The organism is Streptomyces venezuelae (assembly GCF_008642335.1).
Lineage (GTDB): Bacteria > Actinomycetota > Actinomycetes > Streptomycetales > Streptomycetaceae > Streptomyces > Streptomyces venezuelae_F.
In genome coordinates, this window is the sequence record NZ_CP029191.1 from 5,307,714 (window position 1) to 5,332,670 (window position 24,957).

The 24,957-nt window shown below is 72.0% G+C and carries 14 protein-coding genes; 5 read left to right on the plus strand and 9 right to left on the minus strand.

Annotated features, from left to right (window positions below):
* Position 1: 1 nt before the first annotated feature.
* The 8 genes from DEJ49_RS24235 to DEJ49_RS24270 all read right to left on the minus strand — a co-directional run bounded on the left by DEJ49_RS24235 (position 2) and on the right by DEJ49_RS24270 (position 12,529).
* Positions 2-1,567, minus strand: a complete 1,566-nt coding sequence (locus tag DEJ49_RS24235) for an alpha/beta hydrolase (RefSeq protein ID WP_150186086.1) — start codon at positions 1,565-1,567, stop codon at positions 2-4.
* 94 nt (positions 1,568-1,661) lie between these two features.
* Positions 1,662-3,212 (minus strand): alpha/beta hydrolase, encoded by a 1,551-nt coding sequence (locus DEJ49_RS24240; RefSeq protein ID WP_150186087.1) that lies wholly within the window; start codon positions 3,210-3,212, stop codon positions 1,662-1,664.
* Between the two features lie 103 nt (positions 3,213-3,315).
* The gene (gene hemG / locus DEJ49_RS24245) at positions 3,316-4,755 is read right to left on the minus strand and encodes a protoporphyrinogen oxidase (protein ID WP_223832970.1); all 1,440 of its coding nucleotides are present in this window, start codon (positions 4,753-4,755) and stop codon (positions 3,316-3,318) included.
* The gene (locus DEJ49_RS24250) at positions 4,752-5,939 is read right to left on the minus strand and encodes a TIGR04053 family radical SAM/SPASM domain-containing protein (protein WP_223832971.1); all 1,188 of its coding nucleotides are present in this window, start codon (positions 5,937-5,939) and stop codon (positions 4,752-4,754) included. Before DEJ49_RS24250 ends, hemG begins: the two co-directional genes overlap by 4 nt.
* A complete protein-coding gene (narI, locus tag DEJ49_RS24255) occupies positions 5,936-6,658 on the minus strand; it encodes a respiratory nitrate reductase subunit gamma (protein ID WP_150188435.1) in 723 nt (240 codons plus the stop codon). The genes DEJ49_RS24250 and narI overlap by 4 nt, the downstream gene beginning before the upstream one ends.
* Positions 6,658-7,314: a nitrate reductase molybdenum cofactor assembly chaperone gene (gene narJ / locus DEJ49_RS24260; RefSeq protein ID WP_150186089.1), complete on the minus strand. Its 657-nt coding sequence runs from the start codon at positions 7,312-7,314 to the stop codon at positions 6,658-6,660. Before narJ ends, narI begins: the two co-directional genes overlap by 1 nt.
* A complete protein-coding gene (narH, locus tag DEJ49_RS24265; RefSeq protein ID WP_150186090.1) occupies positions 7,311-8,843 on the minus strand; it encodes a nitrate reductase subunit beta in 1,533 nt (510 codons plus the stop codon). Before narH ends, narJ begins: the two co-directional genes overlap by 4 nt.
* Positions 8,843-12,529 (minus strand): nitrate reductase subunit alpha, encoded by a 3,687-nt coding sequence (locus DEJ49_RS24270; protein WP_150186091.1) that lies wholly within the window; start codon positions 12,527-12,529, stop codon positions 8,843-8,845. The genes narH and DEJ49_RS24270 overlap by 1 nt, the downstream gene beginning before the upstream one ends.
* Positions 12,530-12,683: 154 nt before the next feature.
* Here DEJ49_RS24270 and DEJ49_RS24275 point away from each other — a divergent pair, with 154 nt between their 5' ends.
* Entirely contained in the window at positions 12,684-13,451 is a 768-nt protein-coding gene (locus DEJ49_RS24275) for a YwiC-like family protein (RefSeq protein ID WP_223832972.1), read from the plus strand.
* 17 nt (positions 13,452-13,468) lie between these two features.
* Here DEJ49_RS24275 and DEJ49_RS24280 read toward each other — a convergent pair whose 3' ends face one another.
* Positions 13,469-16,237: a lysylphosphatidylglycerol synthase domain-containing protein gene (locus DEJ49_RS24280; RefSeq protein ID WP_411757193.1), complete on the minus strand. Its 2,769-nt coding sequence runs from the start codon at positions 16,235-16,237 to the stop codon at positions 13,469-13,471.
* Between the two features lie 203 nt (positions 16,238-16,440).
* Here DEJ49_RS24280 and DEJ49_RS24285 point away from each other — a divergent pair, with 203 nt between their 5' ends.
* The 4 genes from DEJ49_RS24285 to DEJ49_RS24300 all read left to right on the plus strand — a co-directional run bounded on the left by DEJ49_RS24285 (position 16,441) and on the right by DEJ49_RS24300 (position 24,947).
* Positions 16,441-16,851 carry an MGMT family protein gene (locus DEJ49_RS24285; protein WP_150186094.1) on the plus strand — a complete coding sequence of 137 codons (411 nt, stop codon included), beginning with the start codon at positions 16,441-16,443 and terminating at the stop codon, positions 16,849-16,851.
* A gap of 167 nt (positions 16,852-17,018) precedes the next feature.
* Positions 17,019-20,453: an ATP-dependent helicase gene (locus tag DEJ49_RS24290; RefSeq protein ID WP_150186095.1), complete on the plus strand. Its 3,435-nt coding sequence runs from the start codon at positions 17,019-17,021 to the stop codon at positions 20,451-20,453.
* Between the two features lie 160 nt (positions 20,454-20,613).
* Positions 20,614-21,306, plus strand: a complete 693-nt coding sequence (locus tag DEJ49_RS24295; RefSeq protein ID WP_150186096.1) for a hypothetical protein — start codon at positions 20,614-20,616, stop codon at positions 21,304-21,306.
* 83 nt (positions 21,307-21,389) lie between these two features.
* Complete coding sequence (locus DEJ49_RS24300) at positions 21,390-24,947, plus strand: ATP-dependent DNA helicase (protein ID WP_190329434.1); 3,558 nt, start codon at positions 21,390-21,392, stop codon at positions 24,945-24,947.
* Positions 24,948-24,957 lie beyond the last annotated feature (10 nt).

Genomic DNA, 24,957 nt, shown 5'->3' on the forward strand with positions numbered 1-24,957 from the left:
CTCATGAGCAGACCTTGTTGTCCTTCGGCGGGGTGCCCTCCAGGAGGTACGTGTCGATCGCGTCGTCCACGCAGTCGCTGCCGTTGCCGTACGCCCCGTGGCCCTCGCCCTTCCACGTCAGGTGGACGCCGACGTCCTTGCCGAGCTCGTCCGCCATCTTGCGGGCGCCCTCGTACGGGGTGGCCGGGTCGCCGGTGTTGCCGACGACGAGGATCGGGTCGGCGCCGGGCGCGCTGACCTCGGGGGAGTCGTGCAGACCGGCCACCGGCCACTCGTGGCACCAGCCGGCCGTGTCCCAGCCGAGGAACTCGCCGAACACCGGCGATATCCCGCGGAACCGGTCCAGGCGCTTCTTCGCCTCCGCCGGAGTGGTCCGCGCCTTGGTGTCCAGGCAGGCGATCGCGCGCTGGGAGTGGCTCTGCGTGCTGTAGCGACCCGAGGCGTCGCGTTCGTTGTAGGCGTCGGCGAGCTGGAGCAGCGCCGAACCGTCGCCCTTCTCGGCGTTCTCGAGGGCGCGGGTCAGCGCGGGCCAGGTCTGCTTGCTGTAGAGGGTGACCAGGACGCCGGTGTGGGCGAGGGACTCGGTCAGCTTCCGGTCGCCGGAGGTGCGCATCGGCTCCGCGTCCAGGCGCTTGAACAGCTTCTGTATCTTCGCGGAGCCCGCCTTGGGGTCCTGTCCGCGGGACGTGAAGTAGTTGTCCAGGGCGCGCTGGAAGCCGCGGGCCTGGTTCTCCGCGTGGCCGATCGAGTCGGCGCTCGGGTCGACGACCGCGTCGAACACGAGGCGGCCGACGCGCCGGGGGAACATGTGGGCGTACGTCCCGCCGAGTTCCGTGCCGTACGAGACGCCGAAGTAGTGCAGTTTGTCGTCGCCGAGGACCTGGCGCAGGACGTCCATGTCGCGGGCCGCGTCGTCCGTCGAGACATGTCCGACGATCTTCGCGGAGTTCTTGGCGCAGCCAGCGCCGAAGTCCTTCGCGTCCTTGAAGTACGCCTTCTCCTCGGCCGCGGTGTCCGGTGTGAGGTCGACGTTCTTCTCCGCGGCCTGGGTCTCCGCGTCGTCCCGGCAGCGCACGCCTTCGCTCGCCGCGACCCCGCGCGGGTCGAAGCTCACCAGGTCGTACCGCTCGCGCAGCGAGTCGTACGAGTCGGCGAAGGAGGGGAGGCCGGAGACGCCCGAGCCGCCGGGGCCGCCGAAGTTGAAGAGGAGGGAGCCGATGCGGTCGCCCTTGCCGGTGCTCTTGGTACGGATCAGGGCGATGCCTATGGTTTCGCCGTCCGGCTTGTCGTAGTCCAGCGGGACCTTCAGCGTCGAGCACTGCCATGCGGCGCCGGGCGCGCTGCCGCCCTCGGGTGCCTTGCAGCGGCTCCAGTCCAGCCTCTGGGTGGTCAGCGAGGCGGGCAGGGTGGAGGAGGGGTCCGGCTTCGGCTCCGGCTCGGGACCGGTCGCCGAGGGGTGCTTCCCGTCGCTCCCGCCCCCGTCGTCGGACGAGCCGCACCCGGCGGCCAGTCCCGCCACGAGCACGCCTGCTGCGGCCAGGGCCGCGGACCGTACGAAACGCTGCATGAAGGCGCTTCCCCCCTCGGAAGACAGTTCAGGCCATCGTAGGCGGGGCCACTGACAGGGCCGGGGCGGGGGCGGCGGACCCGGGGACGCGGCGTCAGGAGCAGACCGTGCCCTCCTTCGGGACCTTTCCGTCCAGCAGATAGCCGTTCACGGCGTCCCGCACGCACTTGTTCTTGCTGTCGTACGCGCCGTGCCCCTGGCCCTTGTACGTCAGCTCGACGCCGACACCCTTGCCGAGCGCCTGAGCCATCTTGCGGGCCCCTTCGTACGGCGTGGCCGGGTCGCCGGTGTTGCCGATGACGACGATGGGCGGCGCGCCCGCCGCGCTCACGTCGGGGTGGTCGGCCTGGCCGTCGACCGCCCAGTCGGTGCAGCCGACCATGCCCCACGCGAGATAGTCGCCGAACAGGGGCGACGCCTCGCGGAACTCGGGGAGTTTCTTCTCGACGTACGCCGCGTCGTAACGCGCCTTGTCGTCGGCGCAGTTGATCGAGATGTTGGCGGACTGGATGTTGCTGTACTCGCCGTCCTCGTTGCGCCCGTTCATCGAGTCGGAGAGCGCCATGAGGATCTTGCCGTCGCCTTCGTAGGCCTCTTCGAGGCCCTGGGTCAGATACGGCCAGAAGTCCTTGGAGTACAGGGACTGCGCGATGCCGTTGGTGGCGGCGGTCTGCGTCAGCTCGCGCGGCGCGATGCCGGCGATCGGCTTGCCGTCCAGGTCCTTCAGGAGCTTCGCGATCCGGTCCTTGACGTCCTGCTCGGAGTCGCCGACGGGACAGTCCGCCTCCTGTGACGTGCAGTCCTTCGCGAAGTTGTCGAGCGCGAGCTGGAATCCTTCGGCCTGGCCGAGTGAGCCCTGTTCGGCGGTCTGGGTGGGGTCGACGACCGCGTCGAAGACGGCTCGCCCCACCTTCTTGGGGAACAAGTGTGCGTAGACGCCGCCGAGTTCGGTGCCGTACGAGATGCCGAAGTAGTGCAGCTTGTCGTCGCCGAGGACCTGGCGCATCAGGTCCATGTCGCGGGCGGCGTCGGTGGTGCGGACGTGCGGGAGGGTCTTCCCCGCGTTCTTCTCGCACCCGTTGTTGAACTCGCGGACGTTGTCGACGTGCTTCTTGCGCTCGGCCTCGTCGTCGGGCGTGGCGTCCTGCTGGAAGTACGTGTCCAGGGCGGAGTCGTCCTCGCACCTGATGCCGGCGCTGCGGCCGACACCGCGCGGGTCGAAACTGACCAGGTCGTAGCGGGTGCGCAGCTTGGCGTAGTCCTCTCCGAAGGCGGGCAGCGTGGTGATGCCCGAGCCGCCGGGGCCGCCGAAGTTGAAGACGAGCGAGCCGATGCGGTCGCCCTTGTCGCCGCTCGTGGCCGCCTTGATCAGGGCGATGTCGACCGTGTCGCCCTTGGGCTTCGACCAGTCGAGGGGGGCCTGCATGGTGGCGCACTGCCACTCGGCGCCGCCGGGCAGCGGGGACGGGGCCTCGCCGCCGCCCTCCGCCGCGTCGGGCGCGGGGCAGTCCTTCCAGCTCAGCTTCTGAGCCGACAGATCCTCGTCCTTGGAGTCGTCACTGCCGCCGCACCCCGCGAGGGCGGCGGACAGGAGCAGGGTGGCGGCGGCCAGTGCGGTGGCGCGCGGCGTGGACTGTGTGGGCATGTGCCCATCCTGCGGCGGGTCCTGACGGGGCGCTCGGGGCGCGGGCCGTGTGGGTGAGGAATCGGCCACTTCGTGCGGGTGGGTCGGAGCCGCCCGACTCTTGTCAGCCCTCCGTGATCTGGCGGGCCGCCCCCGTCCCCGTCGCCACGCACGCGGCGACGCCCACGCCGTCGTACGCGGCGCCGCACAGGGCCAGCCCCGGCAGCCTGCCGACGGCCGCACGGACGCGGGCGACGCGCTCGATGTGCCCGACGCCGTACTGCGGCAGACCGCGCTCCCAGCGGGTGACGCGGGCCGCGACGGGCTCGCCGATGGAGCCCAGGGCCTGGTGCAGCTCGATGACGGAGCTGCGGACCAGATGCCGGTCGGGGACGGCGAGCCGGTGCTCCTCGGCGACGCGCCCGATGGAGGTGCGCAGCAGGAAGACGTCGGGCGCCTCCTCGCGCTGCCACCGCCACTTGTTGCTGAGGAACGTGGCGGCCTTGAGGGCGCGTCCGTCGACGGCGGGCACCAGGAAGCCGTTGCCCTCGGGAAACACCTCCCCGGGGGCGTGGCCCGGCCCGCTGCCGGGTGCGCGGGTGAGGGCTCGCGCGCGCGGGAACGCCAAGGTCACCACCGCGGTGCTGGCGTGCTGGATCGCGCCCAGATCGGCGTCGGCGAGCGGCGCGTGCGGCCGCAGCAGCTCCGCGGCCTCGTACGCGGGCACGGCGAGGATCACCGCGTCCGCCTCCAGGAGGAGGGGGCCGTCGCCTGTGACGGCGAGGACGCGCCACCGTCCTCCGGGGGTGCGTTGCAGCTCACGCGCGCGCGTGCCGGTGAGCACCCGGGCGCCGCTCGCCGCCGCCACGGCGACGGGCAGGCGCCCGGTGCCGCCGCGCAGCCCCTGGACGGGGACGGTGCGGGGTGCGTCCGCGCGCGGGAAGGCTCCGCCGCCGGGCGTACGCATCCGGCGCAGAGCCTCGAGCAGCGGCTCCCCGCGCTCCGCGACCGCCGCCACGCGCGGCAGCACGGCCCGCAGCGAAAGACGGTCGGGACGGCCCGCGTAGACCCCGCCCAGCAGCGGTTCCACGAGCCGGTCCACGGTCTCCTGGCCGAGCCGGCCGATGAGGTACTCGGCCACCGACGCGTCCTCGGTCAGCGGTTTCGCCGGCAGCGCCTCCTCGTGGCGCAGCCTGGCCACGCCCTCGTCGGAGAGCAGCCCCGTGCCCGCCATCAGGTCCGGGTCGGTGGGGATGCCCATGACGTGGCCGGGCGGCAGCGGGCGCAGCGCGCCGTTCGACCACAGGGTGGTGGGCGCCGGGGCCGGGTCGCACAGCGCGTCGCCGAGGCCGACCTCCTGCGCAAGGCGCACGGCCTCGGGCCGCAGTGCCATCAGGGACTCGGCGCCCTCGTCGACGGGGACGCCCGCGAGGGTGCCGGTGCGCAGCTTGCCGCCGACGCGAGCCGCACCCTCCAGGACGGTCACTTCCGCGTCCGCGCGCAGCCTCCAGGCGGCCGTCAGTCCGCTGATGCCGCCGCCGACGACGATCACTGAACGCGTCATGCCGTACGTCCTTCCGCGAGCAGCTCTCGCAACTCGTCCTGGTAGGGGAAGCTCCCCGGTTCGTACGCGCACCAGGGGTCGGCGGCGAGCACGCGCCCTGTGGCCCCGTAGGCGCGCGAACGGGAGCCCCCGCACACGGTGTTGAACTCGCAGCGCCCGCACGCGCCGCCGAGCAGTGAGGGTTCGCGCAACGTCGTGAACAGCGCGGAGCCGCGGTAGATGTCGACCAGCGGATGGTGCTTCACATTGCCCGCCGACAGCGGCAGGAAGCCGCTGGGATGGACCTCTCCGGTGTGCGACACGAAGACGAAGCCGCGCCCCGAGCCGACGTCCATGGGTGGCCTGCGCACCGCCCGCCGCTCGCCGTCGTGCAGGCCGAGGGCACGCGCGCGTGCCGACAGGCGGGCGTACAGGGGCCCCAATTCGGGCTCTTCGCCGTGCCGTTCCAGAAGGGTGCGCTGGAGGGCCACGCGGCGGAAGTGGTGGCCCTCAGTGGTCTTGGTGGCCAGCGCCGCGCCCGTGTCGTACAGGAAGTGCAGGACGTCCTCGACCTCGGTTGGGGTGAGCGAGGCGAGCTGTTCGCCGCGTCCCGTCGGCACGAGGACGAAGCCGCTCCAGAGCATCGCGCCCTCCCTGCGCACCAGGGCCGCGATGTCGGCGAGGTCCTCCAGGCTGTCGCGGGTGACGGTGGTGTTGACCTGCACCTTGAGGCCGAGTTCGCGGGCGGTGCGCCAGCCGTCGAGGGTCCATTCGAAGACGCCGTCCACCCCGCGGAACGCGTCGTGGCGCTCGGCGGTGGACCCGTCGACGCTCAGGGAGAGAGCGACGGCGCCAGCGTCGCGCACGGCGGCCAGGTTCGCCCGGTCCAGCGTCGGTGTGCCCGAGGGGGAGACGGCGACGCGCAGCCCGAGCGCTGTTCCGTACGCGACGAGGTCGGTGAGGTCGGGCCGTTGGAACGGGTCGCCGCCGGTGATCACGAAGAGCGGGCTCGGCTTCCCGAAGGCGGCGATCTGGTCCATGAGGCGGCGGGCGTCCGCGCCGTCCAGTTCGTGCGGGTCCCGTGCGGGCTGCGCCTCTGCCCTGCAGTGCAGACAGGCCAGTGGGCACGCGCGCGTGGCCTCCCAGATGACGATGAAGGGGCGCTCGGCGACATCGTGCCGGGGACGCCGCACGACGCGGTTCACGAGGCACGCTCCCAGCCGCGCTTCGGACGCCGGTTCGCGAGCTCCCGCGGGTCCCGGGCGCGGTAGACGACGTACGGCCTGAAGACGTACTTGAAGGGCGCGCTGACGACGTGGGCGAGCCGCGAGAACGGGATCAGCGCGAACAGCGCGAAGCCGAAGACGATGTGCAGCTTGAAGGCGAGCGGCGCGGCGCCCATCAGCTTGTAGTCGGGCTGGAGCGTGAACAGGCTGCGGAACCAGACGGAGATGCCTTCACGGTAGTTGTAGTCGACCGCTCCGGCGGAGTTGAGGACGGTCGCGAGGATGCCGAGCAGCATCGCCCCGAGCAGCACCGTGTACATCAGGTGGTCGCTACGGAGGGTGGCTTTGCGGACGGCGGGCACCGTGAAGCGCCGGTACACGAGGATGCCGATGCCGACGGCCGCCGCGACGCCCGCGACCGCGCCGGTGGAGACCGCCATCAGGTGGTACGTGTGGTCGCTGACGCCGACCGCGTCGGTCCAGCTGTCCGGGACGACGAGGCCCACGACGTGCCCGAGCACCACGAACACCATCCCGAAGTGGAAGAGCGGCGAGCCGACGCGCAGCAGCCGCGACTCCTGCAGCTGCGAGGAGTGCGTGGTCAGGCCGAACCGGTCGTAGCGGGCCCGCCAGACGAGGCCCGTGATCAGGAGGGTGACGGCGACGTAGGGCATGACGCCCCACAGGAGGAGGTCCATCACGCCGGGGTCCTTTCCTGGGCGGCGGATTGCCGGGCGGCGGTTTCCCGGGAGCCGGGAACGGCGGGCCAGGGGAGGTCCACGCCGGGGCCGAAGGGTTCGAGTCCGACGGTCTCGCGGGGCGGCCCGCCGCGGGCCAGCGCCTTCGCCTCGGCGCGCGTCTTCGGAGAGGGACCGGGGAGCGTCCCGCAGACCGCTTCGAGCACGCGCGCGTAGGGGGTGTCCGCGTCGGCGACGGCGAGCCGCAGCAGTTCGAGTCCGGCCCGGTGCTCCTCCAGGAGAGCGGTGCCCGCCTCCTCCTCGCGGGCGGCGAACTCCAGCATCACCGGGAGGAAGTCCGGCAGCTCCTCGGAGGCGAACTCCAGACCGTGCCGGCGGTACACCTGCTTGACGCGCACCAGGGAGAGGCCGCGGTTGCGGGTGTCGCCGTCCGACCACCAGGTGAGGTACAGGCAGCGGCGGTTACGGGTGTCGAAGACGTCCGTGTAGTGCGCCGCGAGGTCCAGGGGGCGTCGTGCACGCGCGTGGGCGATGAATTCCCGCAGCAGCGGTTGGCCGGTCGCTTCGTGGAGGCGGTCCAGCTCCGCGTACAGCCGCTCGTCCGGGTACCGCAGGAGCCGCCCGGCGACGAGCCGGACCACGGCGTCGGGGGTCATACGGTCCTCCGGGTGGGGCCGAGGTTGAGCATGACGCGCTCCTTGGAGGCGGCGATCGGGCTGTCGGCGACCGGGCAGCCGTCGTCGAGCGGGTGCGTGTCCGCGAGGGCGTCGGCGTCGGAGCGGGCGGCGGTCGGGACGACGTACCGGTCCTCGTACTTGGCGATCGCCAGGAGCCGGAACATGTCCTCCATCTCCTGTCCGGTGAGGCCGACCGCCGTGGCGATGGACTCGTCGCGCTCCTCCCCGAGGTTGATGTGGCGCATGTACGCGCGCATGGCGGCCATCCGGCGCAGCACCGCCTCCACGGCGTACGTGTCGCCTGCGGTGAGCAGTGCGGCGAGGTACTCCACCGGGATGCGCAGCGCGTCGATCGCTCCGAAGAGGTTGCCCGCGTCCTCCCCGTCGCGGCCCGCGGCGGCCACCGCCTCGACCACGGGGGACAGCGGAGGCACGTACCAGACCATCGGCATGGTGCGGTACTCCGGGTGCAGCGGCAGCGCGACCTGGTACGTCCTGATCAGGTCGTACACGGGGGAGCGGCGGGCCGCGTCGAGCCACTCGTCGGTGATGCCCGAGGCGCGCGCGGCGGCCACGACCGCCGGGTCGTCCGGATCGAGGAGGCACTCCAGCTGTGCCGGGTAGAGGTCCTGTTCGTCCTCCACGGCGGCGGCCTCGGCGACCTTGTCGGCGTCGTACAGCATGACGCCCAGGTAGCGCATGCGGCCGACGCAGGTCTCCGAGCAGATGGTCGGCATGCCGGCCTCCACGCGCGGGAAGCAGAAGGTGCACTTCTCCGCCTTGCCGGTGGAGTGGTTGAAGTAGACCTTCTTGTAGGGGCAGCCGGTCACGCACATGCGCCAGCCGCGGCACTGGTCCTGGTCGACGAGGACGATGCCGTCCTCCACACGCTTGTACATCGCTCCGGAGGGGCACGACGAGACGCACGCGGGGTTGAGACAGTGTTCGCAGATCCGCGGCAGGTAGAACATGAAGCTCTGCTCGAATTCAAAGCGGATCTTCTCGCCCACCTCGTCGCGGACCTTCTCGACCAGCGGGTCCCTGGGGCCGTGCTCCGGGGCGCCGCCGAGGTTGTCGTCCCAGTTCGGGCCCCACTCGATGGTGCCGATGGGCTCGCCCGTCACCTGCGAGACGGGCTTCGCGACGGGCATGTCGTCACCGGCAGGGGCGTCGGTGAGGTTCTTGTACTCGTACGTCCACGGCTGGTAGTAGTCCGAGAGCTCCGGCAGCTCGGGGTTGGCGAAGATCTGGCCGAGCCGCCTGAGGCGCCCTCCGGCCCTCAGCCGCAGCCGGCCGGACCTGGTCCGCTCCCAGCCGCCCTTCCACCGCTCCTGGTCCTCCCAGCGGCGCGGATAGCCCTGTCCGGGGAGCGTCTCGACGTTGTTGAACCAGACGTACTCGGTGCCCTTGCGGTTCGTCCACGCCTGCTTGCAGGTGACCGAACACGTGTGGCAGCCGATGCACTTGTCGAGGTTCATGACCATGGCGACTTGGCTCATCACGCGCATCAGTAGGAGACCTCCTGGTCGCGGCGGCGGATGACCGTCACCTCGTCACGCTGGTTGCCCGTCGGGCCCAGGTAGTTGAACGCCCACGTCAACTGGGCGTAGCCGCCCACCAGATGGGTGGGCTTGAGCATGATCCGGGTGAGGGAGTTGTGGATGCCGCCGCGGCGGCCCGTCTTCTCCGTCTTCGGGACGCCGACGGTCCGCTCCTGGGCGTGGTTCATGTAGACCGTCCCGGGCGGCATCTTGTGGGACACGATCGCGCGTGCCGTGACGACGCCGTTGCGGTTCACGGCCTCGATCCACTCGTTGTCCTTCACGCCGATGGCGTCCGCGTCCTGCGGGGACATCCACACCGTCTGTCCGCCGCGGCCGAGCGTCATCATGTAGAGGTTGTCCTGGTACTGGGAGTGGATCGCCCACTTGTTGTGCGGGGTCAGGAACCGCACGGCGACCTCGCGGCCGCCCTTGCCGTCCTTGCCGTCCGTCCGGGAACCCAACTCGGGCTCTCCGTAGAGGCGGTGCATGTTCAGCGGCGGCTTGTAGACGGGCAGTGCCTCGCCGACCTCGTGGATCCAGTCGTGGTCGAGGAAGAAGTGCTGGCGCCCGGTCAGGGTGTGCCACGGCTTCAGGTGCTCGGTGTTGACGGTGAACGCGGTGTAGCGGCGCCCTCCGGACTCGCTGCCCGACCACTCGGGCGACGTGATGACCGGCACCGGGCGGGCCTGGGTGTCCGCGAAGGTGATCCGCTTGCCCTCCGCCTCCGTGGCCAGGTGCGCCAGCTCCGTGCCGACGCGCTTCTCCAGCGTCTCGAAGCCCTGGGTGGCCAGGCGGCCGTTGGAGGTCCCGGAGAGCGACAGGATGGCCTCACAGGCCCGCTGGGCGGTGTCCAGGCGGGGCCTGCCGTCCGCGGTGCCACCGCGCACGGTGCCGTTCTTCTCCTTCAGGTACGCGACTTCCTCGGCGACGTCGAACGTGACCGCCTTCGTGGTGACGCCCAGCTGGTCGACGAGCGGGCCGAGCGCGGCGAACTTCTCGCCGACCGCTCCGTAGTCGCGCTCCACGACGGCCAGGTTGTACATCGTGCGTCCGGGGACGGGCTCGCACTCGCCCTTCGCCCAGTCGAGCGCCACCCCGCCGGGCTGCGCCATCTCGCCGCCCGGGGTGTCGTGCTGCAGCGCCGTGGCGACGAGGTCGCGGCGCACGCCCAGGTGCTCGCCCGCAAGATCGCCGAACCGGCGGGCGACGGCGAGGAACGCGTCGTAGTCGGTGCGCGCCTGCCAGGGCGGGTCCACGGCCGGTGTGAAGGCGTGCAGGAAGGGGTGCATGTCCGTGGAGGACAGGTCGTGCTTCTCGTACCAGGTGGCGGCGGGCAGGACGACGTCGGAAAGCAGCGTCGTGGACGTCATCCGGAAGTCGAGGCAGAGCAGCAGGTCGAGCTTCCCCTCGACGTCCTCAGAGTGCCACTTCACGTCGCGTGGCGCGCAGCGCGGCCCGTCGTCGGGGAGGTTGGAGTGGGTGCCGAGCAGGTGCTTCAGGAAGTACTCGTTGCCCTTGGAGGACGAGCCGAGGAGGTTCGCCCGCCATACGTTGAGCACGCGCGGCCAGTTGCCGGGCGCGTCGGGGTCCTCGCCCGCGAAGCCCAGGGTGCCCTCCCTCAGCTCCCGCACGGTGTCGACCACGGGGTCCTCGGCGGCTCCCAGGTCCAGCGGGTTGCGGTCGAAGGTCGGGTAGGACGGCATCCAGCCCATGCGCGCGGACGCGGCGAGACAGTCGGCACCCGTCATCCCCTCGAAACGGCCCTCTCCCAGAGGGGAGGCGAGGGACTCGGCGGGAAGGGTGTCGTAGCGCCACTGGTCGGTGTGCAGGTAGAACCAGCCCGCGCCGATCATGTGCCGGGGCGGCCGCGCCCAGTCGGACGCGCTCGCGAGCGTCGCCCAGCCGGTCACCGGGCGGCACTTCTCCTGTCCTACGTAGTGCCCCCATCCGCCGCCGTTGCGCCCCTGGCAGCCGGTGAGGGTGAGCAGGGCAAGGAACGCGCGGTAGGTGGTCTCCGCGTGGAACCAGTGGTTGGTCCCCGCGCCCATGAGGATCATGCAGCGCCCTTGTGACGCCTCCGCCGTCCCGGCGAATTCGCGCGCCACGCGCGTGGCCTGTGCGGCCGGCACCGACGTGAGGGTCTCCTGCCAGGCAGGCGTGCCGGGCTGGGAGGCGTCTTCGTAGGAGGCGGGCCACTCGCCGGGCAGCCCCGCGCGCGGGACCCCGTACTGGGCGAGCATCAGGTCGTGGACGGTGGTGACGAGCCGGTCGCCGACACGGCGCACGGGAACCCCCCGGCGTACGACACCGCCGTCGCCGTGGTCGCCCTCTTCGAAGCGGGGCAGCACGATCTCCGCGGCGCCCTCGCCGTACAGGGTGAGCCGGGGCACGGTGTCGCCGAGGTCGAGGTTCCAGTCGGGGGTCGCGGAGGCGCCCCAGCGGTGGCCGAGCGTGCCGTTCGGGACGGTCGGCTCGCCCGTCGCGTCGTCGATCAGGACGGTTTTCCACTGTGCGTTCTCGGTCTCCGCAGCCGCCCCGCCGAGGTCCGCCGCGGTGAGGAACTTGTGCGGCACGAGACCCTTGTCGGTCTCGTCGAGCGTGACCAGGAAAGGCAGATCCGTGTAGCGGCGCACGTAATCCTGGAAGAACGGCGTCTGCCGTTCGACGAAGAATTCCTTGAGGATCACGTGCCCCATCGCGAGGGCGAGCGCGCCGTCCGTTCCGGGGTGCGGGTGCATCCATTCGTCGGCGAACTTCGTGTTGTCCGCGAAATCCGGTGACACGGTGACGACTTTCTGCCCGCGGTAGCGAGCCTCCGCCATCCAGTGCGCGTCCGGAGTCCGCGTCACCGGCACATTGGAGCCCCACATCATCAAATACGCGGCGTCCCACCAGTCGCCCGACTCCGGTACGTCGGTCTGGTCGCCGAACACCTGCGGAGAGGCGACGGGCAGATCCGCGTACCAGTCGTAGAAGGACAGCATCGGGGCGCCGATGAGGGAGTGGAAACGGGCACCGGCGGCGTGCGACGCCATCGACATCGCGGGAATGGGGGAGAATCCCGCGACGCGGTCCGGGCCGTGCTCCTTGATGGTGTGCACGTGCGCCGCCGCCACGATCTCGACGGCCTCGTCCCAACTCGCCCGCACCAGACCGCCCTTGCCTCGGGCCCGCTGGTAGCGCCTGCGGCGCTCGGGGTCACTCTGGATGTCGGCCCAGGCGAGCACGGGGTCCTTCAGCCGCGCCTTGGCCTCTCGGTACATCTCGAGAAGGGTTCCGCGCACATGGGGATAACGGACGCGCGTGGGCGAATACGTGTACCAGGAGAAGGAAGCTCCGCGTGGACAGCCGCGGGGTTCGTATTCGGGACGGTCGGGGCCGACGGAGGGATAGTCCGTGGCCTGAGTCTCCCAGGTGATGATGCCGTCCTTGACGTACACCTTCCACCGGCACGAGCCCGTGCAGTTCACGCCGTGCGTGGAATACACGACTTTGTCGTGGCTCCAGCGGTCACGGTAGAAGGCTTCCCCGTCCCGGCCCCCGGTGTGCTGCACCCGGTGCAGATCCTCGGAGGTCTCAGCGGTCCGGGTGAAGAAACTCCCGGCCTTCACGAGCGACTCAGCGATGTCTTTCCTCTGCTGCAACGTCACATCTCCTGGCCGTCCCGAAGAAAAGGCCGCACGGCACGTGCCGCCTGCAACGACCCTAAGCCTGGGGGATGTTGGGAACCCGGGGACTTAGGTCCCGTGAAGGGGTGACCTCTTTCCGGAATTGTTCGGGCCCTGTGCTGCGATGCTGGGACGCATGGGTAGGAAGAAGCGGGGCGCGCTCCGTTCGTGGCTGCCGAACCAGCACGGTGCGTGGGCGATGCTCGCCGTGCCGTTCATGGTGGGCGCGTTCCTCGGCGACGGGCCGGGCGAAGGCCCCCGGTGGGCCCATCTGCCGCTGTTCGGCGCCTGGTTGGCGGGGTACGTCACCGCCTTCCACGTCCAGCAGTGGCTCCGGCTCCGCCGCCTCTCCCGCAACCCGAGGGCCCCGCGGCGCCACGTGCGGCCCGCCATCGGCGCGGCGGCGGTCTCCGCGGTGTGCGGGGTGCCGCTCCTGTTCGCCTACCCCTGGCTGCTGCTCGCGGCCGCCTGCGCCGCGCCCTTCGTGGCCGTCAACACGTGGTACGCGTGGCGCAACGAGGAGCGGGCCCTGCTGAACGGCCTCGCCGCCGTGGTCCCCGCCTGCGGCATGCTCCTCGTCACGCTGCGGCTGGGCGGCGGCGACCTCTCCGAAGGCTGGCGTCCCGCCCTCGCCTGTCTGCTGTTCTTCGCGGGCACGGTGCCGTACGTGAAGACGATGATCCGCGAGCGCGGCTCACGCGCGTACTACCGGGCGTCGGTGGCGTACCACGCCCTCGCAGTGCCCGTCGCGTACGCGCTGAACCCCTGGCTCACGATCCTGTTCGCGGCCTATCTGGTGCGCGCGGCGGTGCTGCCGGGGAAGGGCCTCAGGGTGCCGGTGGTCGGGGCCGTGGAGGTCATGGGCGCGCTGCTGCTGCTCGCCGCGCTCCTGGTGCTGTTCTGAGGGCGGTCACCACACCGTCAGAGCAGCCCCTTCCTTGTGAGGTGGTTGAAGAACAGCCACCCGGGGAGCACCGGAAGCCACAGCGTGAGCAGTCGGTAGAGCAGCACCGCGGGCGCCGCCACGTCCTTGGGCACGCCCACCGCGATCAGACCCAGGGTCAGCGTCGCCTCGACCGCGCCGACACCGCCGGGCGTCGGCGCCGCCGATCCCAGGGCGTTGCCCGCGAGGAAGACGACCGCGACGCTCGCGAGACTCAGTGACGTCATCTCTTCGTTGCCGAAGGCCCGCACCGAAGCGTCCAGACAGAGCACGAACATCAGGGTGAGGAGCAGCATCCCGCCGATGCCGGTGAGCAGCTTCTGCGGCCGCTGCAGCACGTCCAGCATGCGCGGCACGACACCCGCGAAAAGCGACCGCACGCGCGTGACGACGAATTTGCGCAGGAACGGGATGGCGGTCACCACGAGGACCAGCACCGCGACCGACAGCAGACCGGCGATGACGGTCCGGGACGGTGTGAACGACGGCGTCTTCTCCGTCCCCGTCAGATAGCCGAAGATCAGCAGCAGCAGGATGTGCGAACCGAGCCCGAAGAGCTGCGAGGCGCCGACGCTCGCCACCGCGAGCCCCGAGCGCACCCCGGACCGCTGCAGGAACCGCGTGTTCAGCGCGACACCGCCGACCGCGGCGGGCGCCACGATCTTCACGAACGACCCGGCGACCTGCGCCGCCACGGCCCGCAGGAACGGCACCCGCTCCGGCACGAAGCCCAGCAGGCTCATCGCGGCCGCGAAGTAGCTCAGCGCGGAGAAGCCGACCGCGGCGGCCACCCAGCCCCACTCCGCCTCCTGGAAGAGGGTGCCGAATTCGACGTGCGTCAGCTGCGAGAGCAGGAAGTAGGCGCCGATGGCACCCGCGATGAAGCTGATCAGCGTGCGCGGCCTGATCCGCTCCAGCTGCGCCGGCTCGACCGGCGCCGTCGGGCGGATGAGCAGCACCTGGTGGCGGATCTGCGTGAGGAGATCCTCCTCGCGCGCCTGCTCCAACGCGTCGTCTATGGCCTGCTTCTCGGCCTGCCGCTCCTGCTTGGCCGCCTGCTTCTCCTGCTTCGAGGACGGCTTGTCCGGCTGCCCGTCCTCGGAGACGTCCGCGCGCAGGCTCTGCCGGGACTTGCGGGAGGCCTCCAGGACGGCCTCACGCTCGCGCTGGGACCGCTCACGGGCCAGCTTGCCCAGCGTGGCGCGGGTGGAGCGGGTGAGGGCGATGGGCTGCAGCAGCGGCAGACAGTCGGCCACCGCGTCGGGGCCGAGGACCTCGACGGCCGCGGCGACCGCGCGTTCCGCACCCACCCGCAGGCCGAGTGCGGCCAGGAGCTGGGCGATGTCGATGCGCAGGACCAGGTCGCCCGCGGCGATCTCGCCGCCGCGCAGATCGGTGAGGATCACCGTGCCGGAACGATCCACCAGAATCGCGTCGCCCGCGAGCCTGCGGTGCGCGATCCGCCGGGACTGCAGGGCCTGCACCTGCCGCCACGTGTCGCACAGCAGTTCGTCGGTGATGGCCTCGTCGGGCAGGGAGTCGAGGGAGTGGCCGCCCGTGTGCTCGTAGACGAGCATCACGGCGTCGGGGCCGAGTTCGGAGGTGGCGATCAGCTTGGGCGCGTTCGCCCCGGCCGCGATGGCCGCGTACGCGAGGAGGGCCTCCTGCTCCAGTGCCTGCCGCAGGGACTGCAGGCTGCGCCGCTGGGTGATGCCGCGCAGGGTGAGCCTGCGCCAGACGCGGTAGAAGAAGCCCTGCGCCTGCTGTTCGCGGTCGATGACCGTCACATCGAGCGGCGGGCCGTCCTCCAGGGTGACGAAGTAGCGGCGGCCGCGGTCGCCGTGCTCGCTGTCGGGGGACTCCTCGCGGGAGGCGCTCACGGGGTGGAACCCGACGTGCCGCAGGCCCGCGAGCAGCGTCTGCCCGGTGGGCCGCACGTTCGGCGAGCCGACCGCGTACAGCGTTCCGTAGGCCACGGCCCAGCCGATGAGCACCGTCAGGATGATCGAGAAGGGCGTCGTGTAGCCGGTGACCAGCATCGTGAACGCGTCGAGCAGCAGCACCACGAACAGCACCAGGCGCCAGCGCGGTCTGCGGGACATGCCGACGGCCGTCATGTACGCGATGACGGGCGCGAGATAGCCGTGCACCGGATCGGTGAACGCGTGGAGGTCGGCGGGGGACGGCTTGGTGAGCGCGTCCTGGATGGAGTCGGGAGCGGCCTTCGCGACCCAGAGGTCGGTGGCGAGCGTCACGCCGTGCGCCAGGACGGCCGCCAGGACGCCGTCGGCGATGCGCAGCCCGTCCCGCTTGATGAGCCGCTCGATCGCGAACGCGACGGGGACGAGCAGCACGCCGATGCTGGCGACGAGACCCGCGACCTTGATCAACAGATCGGGAGCCTGGTCCGTGCCCTTGTCGATGTCCTGTTCGAGCCCGGACGTCGTGCCGTGCGCGAACGCGGCGATGGAGAGCAGCACGGCGATGGCGAGGACACCGACGAGGAGCCGCATGAGGTCGGACGGGCGGTGCACGCGGGCGGCTAGCAGCGGTTCGTCGCGCTCGACACGCTCGGCGTGGGCTCCGTCGTCGGCGCATCCGGAGTCGTCGACGAGGCCGGTTTCGGGGGCCCCGTCGCCGTTGGTCGGTCCGTTGCCGTTCTCGGTCTTCTCGCTCTTCAGGGCGCGCTCACCGGTGTCCAGGTGTGACTCGGACGCAGAGGTGCCCGCCTTCTCATCGGGATGCACGCCCTGCCGCTCCGTGGTCTCTTCTTGATCTCGTATCACCAGTCACCGCCCGCACGATGGTGGCATGTCCGGCCCGCGAAGGGGGGCAGCAGGGGGCAACGCAAGGCTGCGAAGTGGTCACGAAACGACACTTTGCGCCTTGTCGGAGGGGTCGCGGCACGCTGTGTGGCGGGCCTGTCACCGTGTCGGTGGGGTACGGCAGGATGGTCCGGATGAGCGAGTTGCCGGAGTACGCGGAGCGGGTCCTGGAGGTCGCGGAACTGATCCCTCCGGGTCGGGTGATGACCTACGGGGATGTTGCCGAGTGGCTTGAGGAGGGCGGTCCGCGGCAGGTCGGACGCGTGATGGCCCTCTACGGAGGGGGCGTTCCGTGGTGGCGTGTCGTCCGCTCCGACGGCGTGCTCCTTCCCGGCCACGAACTGCGGGCCCTGGAGAGGTACCGGGAGGAGGGGACCCCACTGCGACAGGCCTCGCGCACCGCCCAGGGACACGTCCCGAAGCTCGACATGCGACGGGCGCGGTGGGACGGCGCGGCTCCGGGAAGCGTGCCTCCGGAGGGCCCGGCCGACGAGGGCCCGGCTCCGGTCGGCGCGGCTCCAGAGGATCACACCTGACAGCTTCCGGCATCCGGCCGCCCGACGGGGGACCGGTGGCCCGTACGGGGGAAGGCACGCGTTCTCCGCGCCCACTGGCGTAGCGTCGACAGCACGCATCCCCCTCACCCCGCGGCCACCGTGCGGCCGCTCACAGACCAGCACACCCACCAGGACCGGCGACCCACGTGAGTTCCCCTTCTTCCACTCGGCACATCCGGCACCCGTCGCACCAGCAGGTACGACAGGGGACCCGGGATGGCTACCGACTGGTGCGTACGCCGCCGGCCCAGACGGATCCCCCTCGCATGGACGCAGGTCAGCGCCGTGTGGTTGACCACAAGGAGGGACCGCTCCTGGTCCTCGCGGGGCCGGGCACGGGCAAGACCACCACGCTCGTGGAGAGCGTCGCCGCGCGCGTGGCCCGGGGCGTGGACCCCGCGCGGATCCTGGTGCTCACCTTCAGCCGCAAGGCGGCGGTCGAGCTGCGGGACCGCATGGCGCTGCGCGTGGGCGCGGCGCGCGCCCCGCAGGCCACGACGTTCCACTCCTTCTGCTACGCCCTGGTCCGCGCCCACCAGGACACCGAACTGTTCGTGGAGCCGCTGCGGCTCCTGTCAGGGCCCGAGCAGGACGTGGCGGTACGTGAACTGCTCGCGGGACAGATCGACCTCGCCCAGGAGGGGCGCGGGCACATCCGCTGGCCGGACGAGCTCCGCGCCTGCCTCACCACCCGGGGCTTCGCGGACGAGGTCCGCGCGGTGCTCGCCCGCAGCCGTGAGCTCGGCCTCGGCCCGGACGCCCTGGACGCGTTCGCGCGCCGCAGCGGCCGGCCCGACTGGGGCGCGGCGGCGGCGTTCCTCGCCGAGTACCTGGACGTGCTCGACCTCCAGGGAGTGCTCGACTACGCGGAACTGGTCCACCGCGCGGTGCTGCTCGCGCGCCGCCCCGAGGTGGCGCGGGCGCTCGGCGCGCAGTACGACGCGGTCTTCGTGGACGAGTACCAGGACACCGACCCGGCGCAGGTGCGGCTGCTGCACGCGCTCGCCGGGGGCGGCCGGACCTTGGTCGCGTTCGGCGACCCCGACCAGTCGATCTACACCTTCCGCGGTGCCGACGTGAACGGCATCCTGGAGTTCCCGGACGCCTTCACGCGCGTGGACGGGTCCCCGGCGCCGGTCGAGGTCCTCACGACCTCCCGCCGCTCGGGCGCGCGGCTCCTCGCCGCCACGCGGCTCCTCACCCGGCGCATGCCGCTCACCCGGCTCCCCGCCGAGAAGGTGCGGGTCCACCGGGAGCCGACGCCGGTCAGGGACGGCGGGCGCGTCGAGGTGTACACGTATCCGACGGCCGGCACGGAGCTCGACAACGTCGCGGACATCCTGCGCCGCGCCCACCTGGAGGATGGCGTCCCCTGGGGCGAGATGGCGGTCCTCGTCCGCGCGGGCGCCCGCACGATCCCCGCGGTCCGCCGCAGCCTCAGCGCGGCGGGCGTCCCCCTGGAGATCGACGGCGACGACATCGCCCTGCGCCACGAACCGGCGGTGACGCCGTTGCTGACGGCGTTGCGGGTGGTGGCCATGGCGGTGGATTCAGAACCTTCGGAGCCGGGGCCGGAGCTGGAGCCGGAGCCGGAGATTGAGTCGGACTCCAAGCCGCAGCCCGAGCCCGAGTTCGAACCGCAGCCCGAGCCCGAGTCCGAGCTCGGCGCCGAGGAGCCCGGAGCACAGCGCGAAGCCACCGCCCCCTCCTGGCTCGACACCGAGACCGCCCTCGCCCTCCTGACGTCCCCCCTCGCCGGCATGGACGCCGCCGACCTGCGCCGCCTGGGCCGCGCCCTGCGCGAGGAGGAGCGCGCCGCGGGCAACCACGTGCCGCCGCCCTCCGACGAACTCCTCGCCCGCGCCCTCGCCGAGCCGGAGCGGCTCGTCGCGCACGACCCGACGTACGCCCGCGGCGCCCAGCGGCTCGGCGCGCTGCTCCGCAAGGCCCGTGAGCGCCTCGCGGGCGGCGGAACGGCCGAGGAGGCGCTGTGGGAGCTGTGGGACGGCACGCCCTGGCCCAGGCGCCTGGAACGCACCGCGCGGCGCGGCGGCGCGGCCGGCCGCAACGCCGACCGTGACCTCGACGCCGTGTGCGCCCTGTTCGCGGCCGCGGCCCGCGCGGAGGAGCGCACGGGCGGCCGCGGCGCCCTCAACTTCCTGGAGGAGACCGAGGCGCAGGACATCGCCGCGGACACCCTCACGCGCCGGGCGGCCCGTTCCGACGCCGTACGCCTGATGACGGCGCACCGAGCCAAGGGGCTCGAGTGGCGGCTCGTCGTGGTCGCGGGCGTGCAGGAGGGACTCTGGCCCGACCTGCGCCGCCGCGGTTCCCTCCTGGAGGCCGACCGCATCGGACGCGACGGCCTCGCCGAACCCCTCACCCCCGGAGCGCTCCTCTCCGAAGAGCGCCGCTTGTTCTACGTCGCCGCCACGCGCGCGCGGGAACGCCTCGTCGTGACCGCGGTGAAGGCGCCCGCGGAGGACGGCGACCAGCCGTCCCGGTTCCTGACGGAACTCGGCGTCGAGCCCAAGGACATAACGGGCCGCCCGCGCCGTCCCCTGTCCGTCGCCGCGCTCGTCGCCGAGCTGCGCGCCACCACCGTCGACCCGCGGGTCTCGGAGACCCTGCGCGAGGCGGCGGCCCAGCGCCTGGCCCGCCTCGCCGCGCTCGCCGACAGCGAGGGCCGCCCCCTCGTGCCGGCCGCGCACCCCTACCGCTGGTGGGGGATGTACGAGCCGACGGCGAGCGAGGTGCCGCTGCGGGACCGCGACAAGCCCGTCGTGCTCTCCGGAAGCGCACTCGACCAGCTCGCCAACACGTGCGCCCTGCAGTGGTTCCTGGGCCGCGAGGTGAAGGCGGACGCGCCCGCGACCGCGGCCCAGGGCTTCGGGAACGTCGTGCACGTCCTGGCCGACGAGGTGGCCTCGGGGCGTACCCCCGCCGACCTCGCCGTCCTCATGGAGCGCCTCGACTCCGTATGGGACGCGCTCGCGTTCGACGCGCCCTGGAAGTCGGCACAGGAGAAGGAGCACGCGCGCGTGGCACTGGAACGCTTCCTCCAGTGGCATGTGATGGACCGCACGAGCCGCACCCCCGTCGCCAGCGAGCACGGCTTCGACGTGACGCTGGAAGCGGGTCCCTACGAAGTACGCGTACGCGGCTCCATGGACCGCGTCGAACAGGACGCCGAAGGCCGTGCCTACGTAGTCGACTTCAAGACCGGCAAGCAGTCCCCGAGCGCCGCCGAGGTCGCCCGCCATCCGCAGCTCGCGGTCTACCAGCTGGCGGTCCGCGAGGGCGCCGCGGACGACCTCTTCGAAGGCGTACGCCCCGAGCCGGGCGGCGCCGAACTGGTGCAGCTGCGCCAGGGTGCCGCCAAGAAAAACGGCGGAGAAGCACTCCCCAAGGTGCAGGCCCAGGAGGCCCTCTCCGGGGAGTGGATCGGCGACCTGCTCGCCACGGCGGCGGGCAAGGTCCTCGACGAACGCTTCGCCCCCACCGCGGGACAGCACTGCACCCACTGCGCCTTCCGCGCCTCGTGCAGTGCGCGACCTGAGGGACGGCATGTGGTGGAGTGACGGTCGAGTGATGGGTGAGGCCCCGCGGGGACGCCTCACCCGTGGCGATTGTCACGTCGCACCACCCGGGGACACAGCACCCCCCGGAGCAATCTAAAGTCTCCGTAAAGACACCCTGTGCACTGGCTGAAAGTGCACCTTTTCGAGGAGATGCGCGTATATGGCAGCCAACCGGAAGCTCCTGGCAGTGGCCGTCGCCTGTGCCGCCGCCGTCATCGGCGTGACGGGCTGCAGCAGCGACGGGGACAAGGACCCCTTCGACGGCATGAGCGCCGACAAGATCGCCGACAAGGCCTCCAAGGCTTCCAAGGACGCCGGTTCCTTCACGATGAAGGGCAAGATGGAGCAGAAGGGCGAGGCGAGCAACATCGAGTTCTCCGTCGCCGAGTCCGGCGACTGCAAGGGCACGATGGGCTCGCCGAAGAAGGGGACCGCCGAGTTCCGCTCCGTCGGCAAGACCTCGTACGTCAAGGGTGACGACAAGTTCTGGGAGGGCAGCGGCGGTGCCGCCGCGGCCGAGCTCGTCAAGGGCCGCTGGGTGAAGTCCGCCAAGCAGGACAGCGTCTGCAACCAGGACGACATGTTCAAGTCCGACAAGCTCAAGGACCTGAAGCGCGAGGACGACGCCGATGTCGACGGCCAGAAGGCCGCCGTCCTCACCAAGAAGAAGGGCTCCGAGACCACCACGTTCTACGTGGCGATGGAGGGCAAGCCCTACTTCCTGAAGGTCGTCAACAAGGGCAGCGACGAGCCCGGCTCGGTGACCTTCAGCGACTACGGCAAGACCGTCGACGTCAAGGCTCCGCCGGCCGGCGAGGTCGTCGACCCGGCGAAGATCGCCGCCGGTTCCTGACCCCACGCGTCCCATGAGCGGGCGGTGGCCGCCCGCGTCCGGATCCGCCCCGGATGTCAGTGGCCACCGCTAGCCTCTCTCACGTGTCACCTCGCATCACCGATCCCGAGCAGCTCAAGGAGCTCGTCGGGATCCCGTTCACCCCGGAGCAGACGGCGTGCATCATCGCGCCGCCCGCCCCGCAGGTGATCGTGGCCGGAGCCGGCTCGGGCAAGACGACGGTCATGGCCGCACGCGTGGTGTGGCTCGTCGGCACCGGCCAGGTCGCCCCCGAGCAGGTCCTCGGCCTGACGTTCACGAACAAGGCGGCGGGCGAGCTCGCCGAGCGCGTGCGCCAGGCGCTCGTCAAGGCGGGCGTCACCGATCCCGACGCGGCCGACCCCGACAACCCGCCGGGCGAGCCCGTCATCTCCACGTACCACGCCTTCGCGGGCCGCCTCCTGACCGACCACGGCCTGCGCATCGGCCTGGAGCCCACCTCCCGCCTCCTCGCCGACGCCACCCGCTTCCAGCTCGCCGCACGCGTGCTCCGCGAGGCCCCCGGGCCCTACCCCGCGCTGACCCGCTCCTTCCCCGACCTCGTCAGCGACCTCCTCGCCCTCGACAGCGAGCTCGCCGAGCACCTGGTGCGGCCCGAGCGACTCCGCGCGTACGACACCGAGCTCCTGCGCGCCCTCGACGGCGTGAAGCTCTCCAACGCCGACCTGCGCAAGGTCCCCGAAGCGGCGGCGGCCCGGCTCGAACTGGCCGAGCTCGTCGGGCGCTACCGCGCGGCGAAGCGCTCCCGCGACCTCCTCGACTTCGGCGACCAGATCGCCCTCTCCGCGACGCTCGCCGACACCCGCGCGGAGGTCGGCCAGATCCTCCGCGAGGAGTTCCGCGTCGTCCTCCTCGACGAGTACCAGGACACGTCGGTCGCCCAGCGCATCCTCCTCTCCGGACTCTTCGGCGGCGGCACGGGACACCCGGTGACCGCGGTCGGCGACCCCTGCCAGGCCATCTACGGCTGGCGCGGCGCCTCGGTCGCGAACCTCGACGACTTCCCCGACCACTTCGCGCACGCCGACGGCCGCCCCGCCGCCCGCCACGCGCTCAGCGAGAACCGCCGCAGCGGCGGCCGCCTCCTGGACCTCGCCAACGGCCTCGCGGAGCCCCTGCGCGCCATGCACGCGGGCGTGGAGGCCCTCCGGCCCGCCCCCGGCGCCGAGCGGGACGGCGTCGTGCGCTGCGCCCTGCTGCGCACGCACGCCGAGGAGATCGACTGGCTCGGCGACTCGATCGCCCACCTCGTCCGCACCGGCAAGGCACCCGGCGAGATCGCGGTCCTGTGCCGCACGGCCACGGACTTCGCCGAGATCCAGGCCGCCCTCGTCGCCCGCGACATCCCCGTGGAGGTCGTCGGCCTCTCCGGACTGCTGCACCTCCCGGAGGTCGCCGACCTCGTCGCCGTCTGCGAGGTCCTCCAGGACCCCGGTGCCAACGCCTCCCTGGTGCGGCTCCTCACCGGCCCCCGCTGGCGGATCGGCCCCCGCGACCTCGCCCTCCTGGGCCGCCGCGCCCGCCTCCTCGTACGCCCGGGGCACGCCGCGCCCGACGACCCGGACCGCCGCCTCGCCGAAGCCGTCGAAGGGGTCGACCCGGCCGAGGTGATATCGCTCGCGGACGCCCTGGACACCTTCCTGGAGTCACCGCTGGACCCGGACGACGCCTCAGGAGGGGACGACGGACTGCCCTTCTCGGCGGACGCCAGGGTGCGCTTCGCCCGACTCACCGCCGAGCTGCGCGAACTGCGCCGGTCCCTGGCCGATCCGCTCATGGACGTGCTGCACCGGGTGATCGCCGTCACCGGCCTGGAGGTCGAGCTCTCCGCGTCCCCGGGCGCCCTCGCGGCCCGCCGCCGCGAGACGCTCTCCAACTTCCTGGACGTCGCCGCCTCCTTCGCCGCGAACGACAGCGGCGCGACACTCCTCGCCTTCCTCGGCTTCCTGCGCACCGCGGCCCAGTACGAGAAGGGCCTCGACAACGCCCTGCCGGGCGGAGAGAACACCGTCAAGGTGCTCACCGCCCACCGGTCCAAGGGCCTGGAGTGGGACGTCGTCGCCGTCCCCGGCCTCGTCAACGGCACCTTCCCCAGCGCGCAGGGGCGCGAGAAGTGGACCGCACAGGCCAAGGTCGTCCCGCACGGGCTGCGCGGCGACAGGGCCACGCTCCCCGACGTCGACACGTGGGACGCCAAGGGCATGAAGGCCTTCCACGAAGCGATGAAGGACCACCAGCGCACCGAGGAGCTCCGCCTCGGGTACGTGACGTTCACCCGGCCCCGCTCCCTGCTTCTCGGCTCCGGCCACTGGTGGGGCCCCACCCAGAAGAAGCCGCGCGGCCCCTCCGACTTCCTCCAGGCCCTGTACGACCACTGCGCGGCCGGCCACGGCGAGATCGAGGCCTGGGCCGACGCACCCGCCGAGGACGAGGAGAACCCCGCCCTTCAGGAAGCGACCGCCGACCAGGCGTGGCCCCTCCCGCTGGACGACGCCTCCCTGGCCCGCCGCAGGAGCGCCGCACAGACGGTCCTCGCCCACCTGGACCGCCTGACGGGCGAGGGCACGACGGAGCCCGCCCGCTCCCACGAAGAGGCCCATCCGTCGGCACACGACGACGTGCCCCCGGCCGACGACCCCGAATGGCCACCCCCTCCGGAGGACGAAGAGGGTCTCTACGAAGAGGGTCTCCAGGAAGAGGCCTGGGACTCCCTGGCGACGGAGCGCCCCGCGGTTCCGCACCCCACGGAGGGCCCGGACCCCGCGCCCGCGCACGTGAGACTCCCCGCGCCCCGCCCCGACGCCCGCCCCCACCCCGTCGCGGAGGAACCCCGGCAGGCCCCCGGCACCTCGCTCACCCCGGAGGAAGCCCGCACCCTCGCCTCCTGGGACCGCGACCTGGACGCCCTGACCGGGGAGCTCCTGCGCGCCCGCGAGGCCGTCAGGGACGTCCCCGTGCCGCCCTCGCTCACCGCGTCCGAGCTGATGCGGCTGGCCGCCGACCCGGACGGCTTCGCGCGGGACCTCGCCCGGCCCATGCCGCGTCCGCCGCAGCCCGCGGCCCGCCGCGGTACCCGCTTCCACGCCTGGATCGAGTCGCGCTTCGAAGAGCTCCCGCTGCCGATGCTCTCCCCGGAGGACCTGCCGGGCGGCGCCCCCGACGAGGCCGAGATCGCCGACGAACGCGACCTCGAAGCCCTCAAGGAGGCCTTCGAACGCACCGAGTACGCCCACCGCGCGCCCCACCGCGTCGAAGTGCCCTTCCAGTTCGTGATCGCCGGCCGCGTCATCAGGGGCCGCATCGACGCCGTCTACAAGGACGGTGACGGCGCCGACGCGACGTACGAGATCGTCGACTGGAAGACGAGCCGCACCCGCACCGCCGACCCCCTCCAGCTCGCCGTCTACCGGCTCGCCTGGGCCGAGCAGCAGGGCGTCCCCCTGGAGTCGGTCAAGGCCGCCTTCCTCTACGTACGCAGCGGCGAGACGGCACGCCCCAGGAACCTGCCGGGCCGCGCCGAGCTCGAACGCCTCCTTCTGGAGGAACCGGCCGGGGCGCCGGCCGACGAGCCGCGGGACGAGCCCGCCCCGGATGGCGGATAGGCTCGTGACC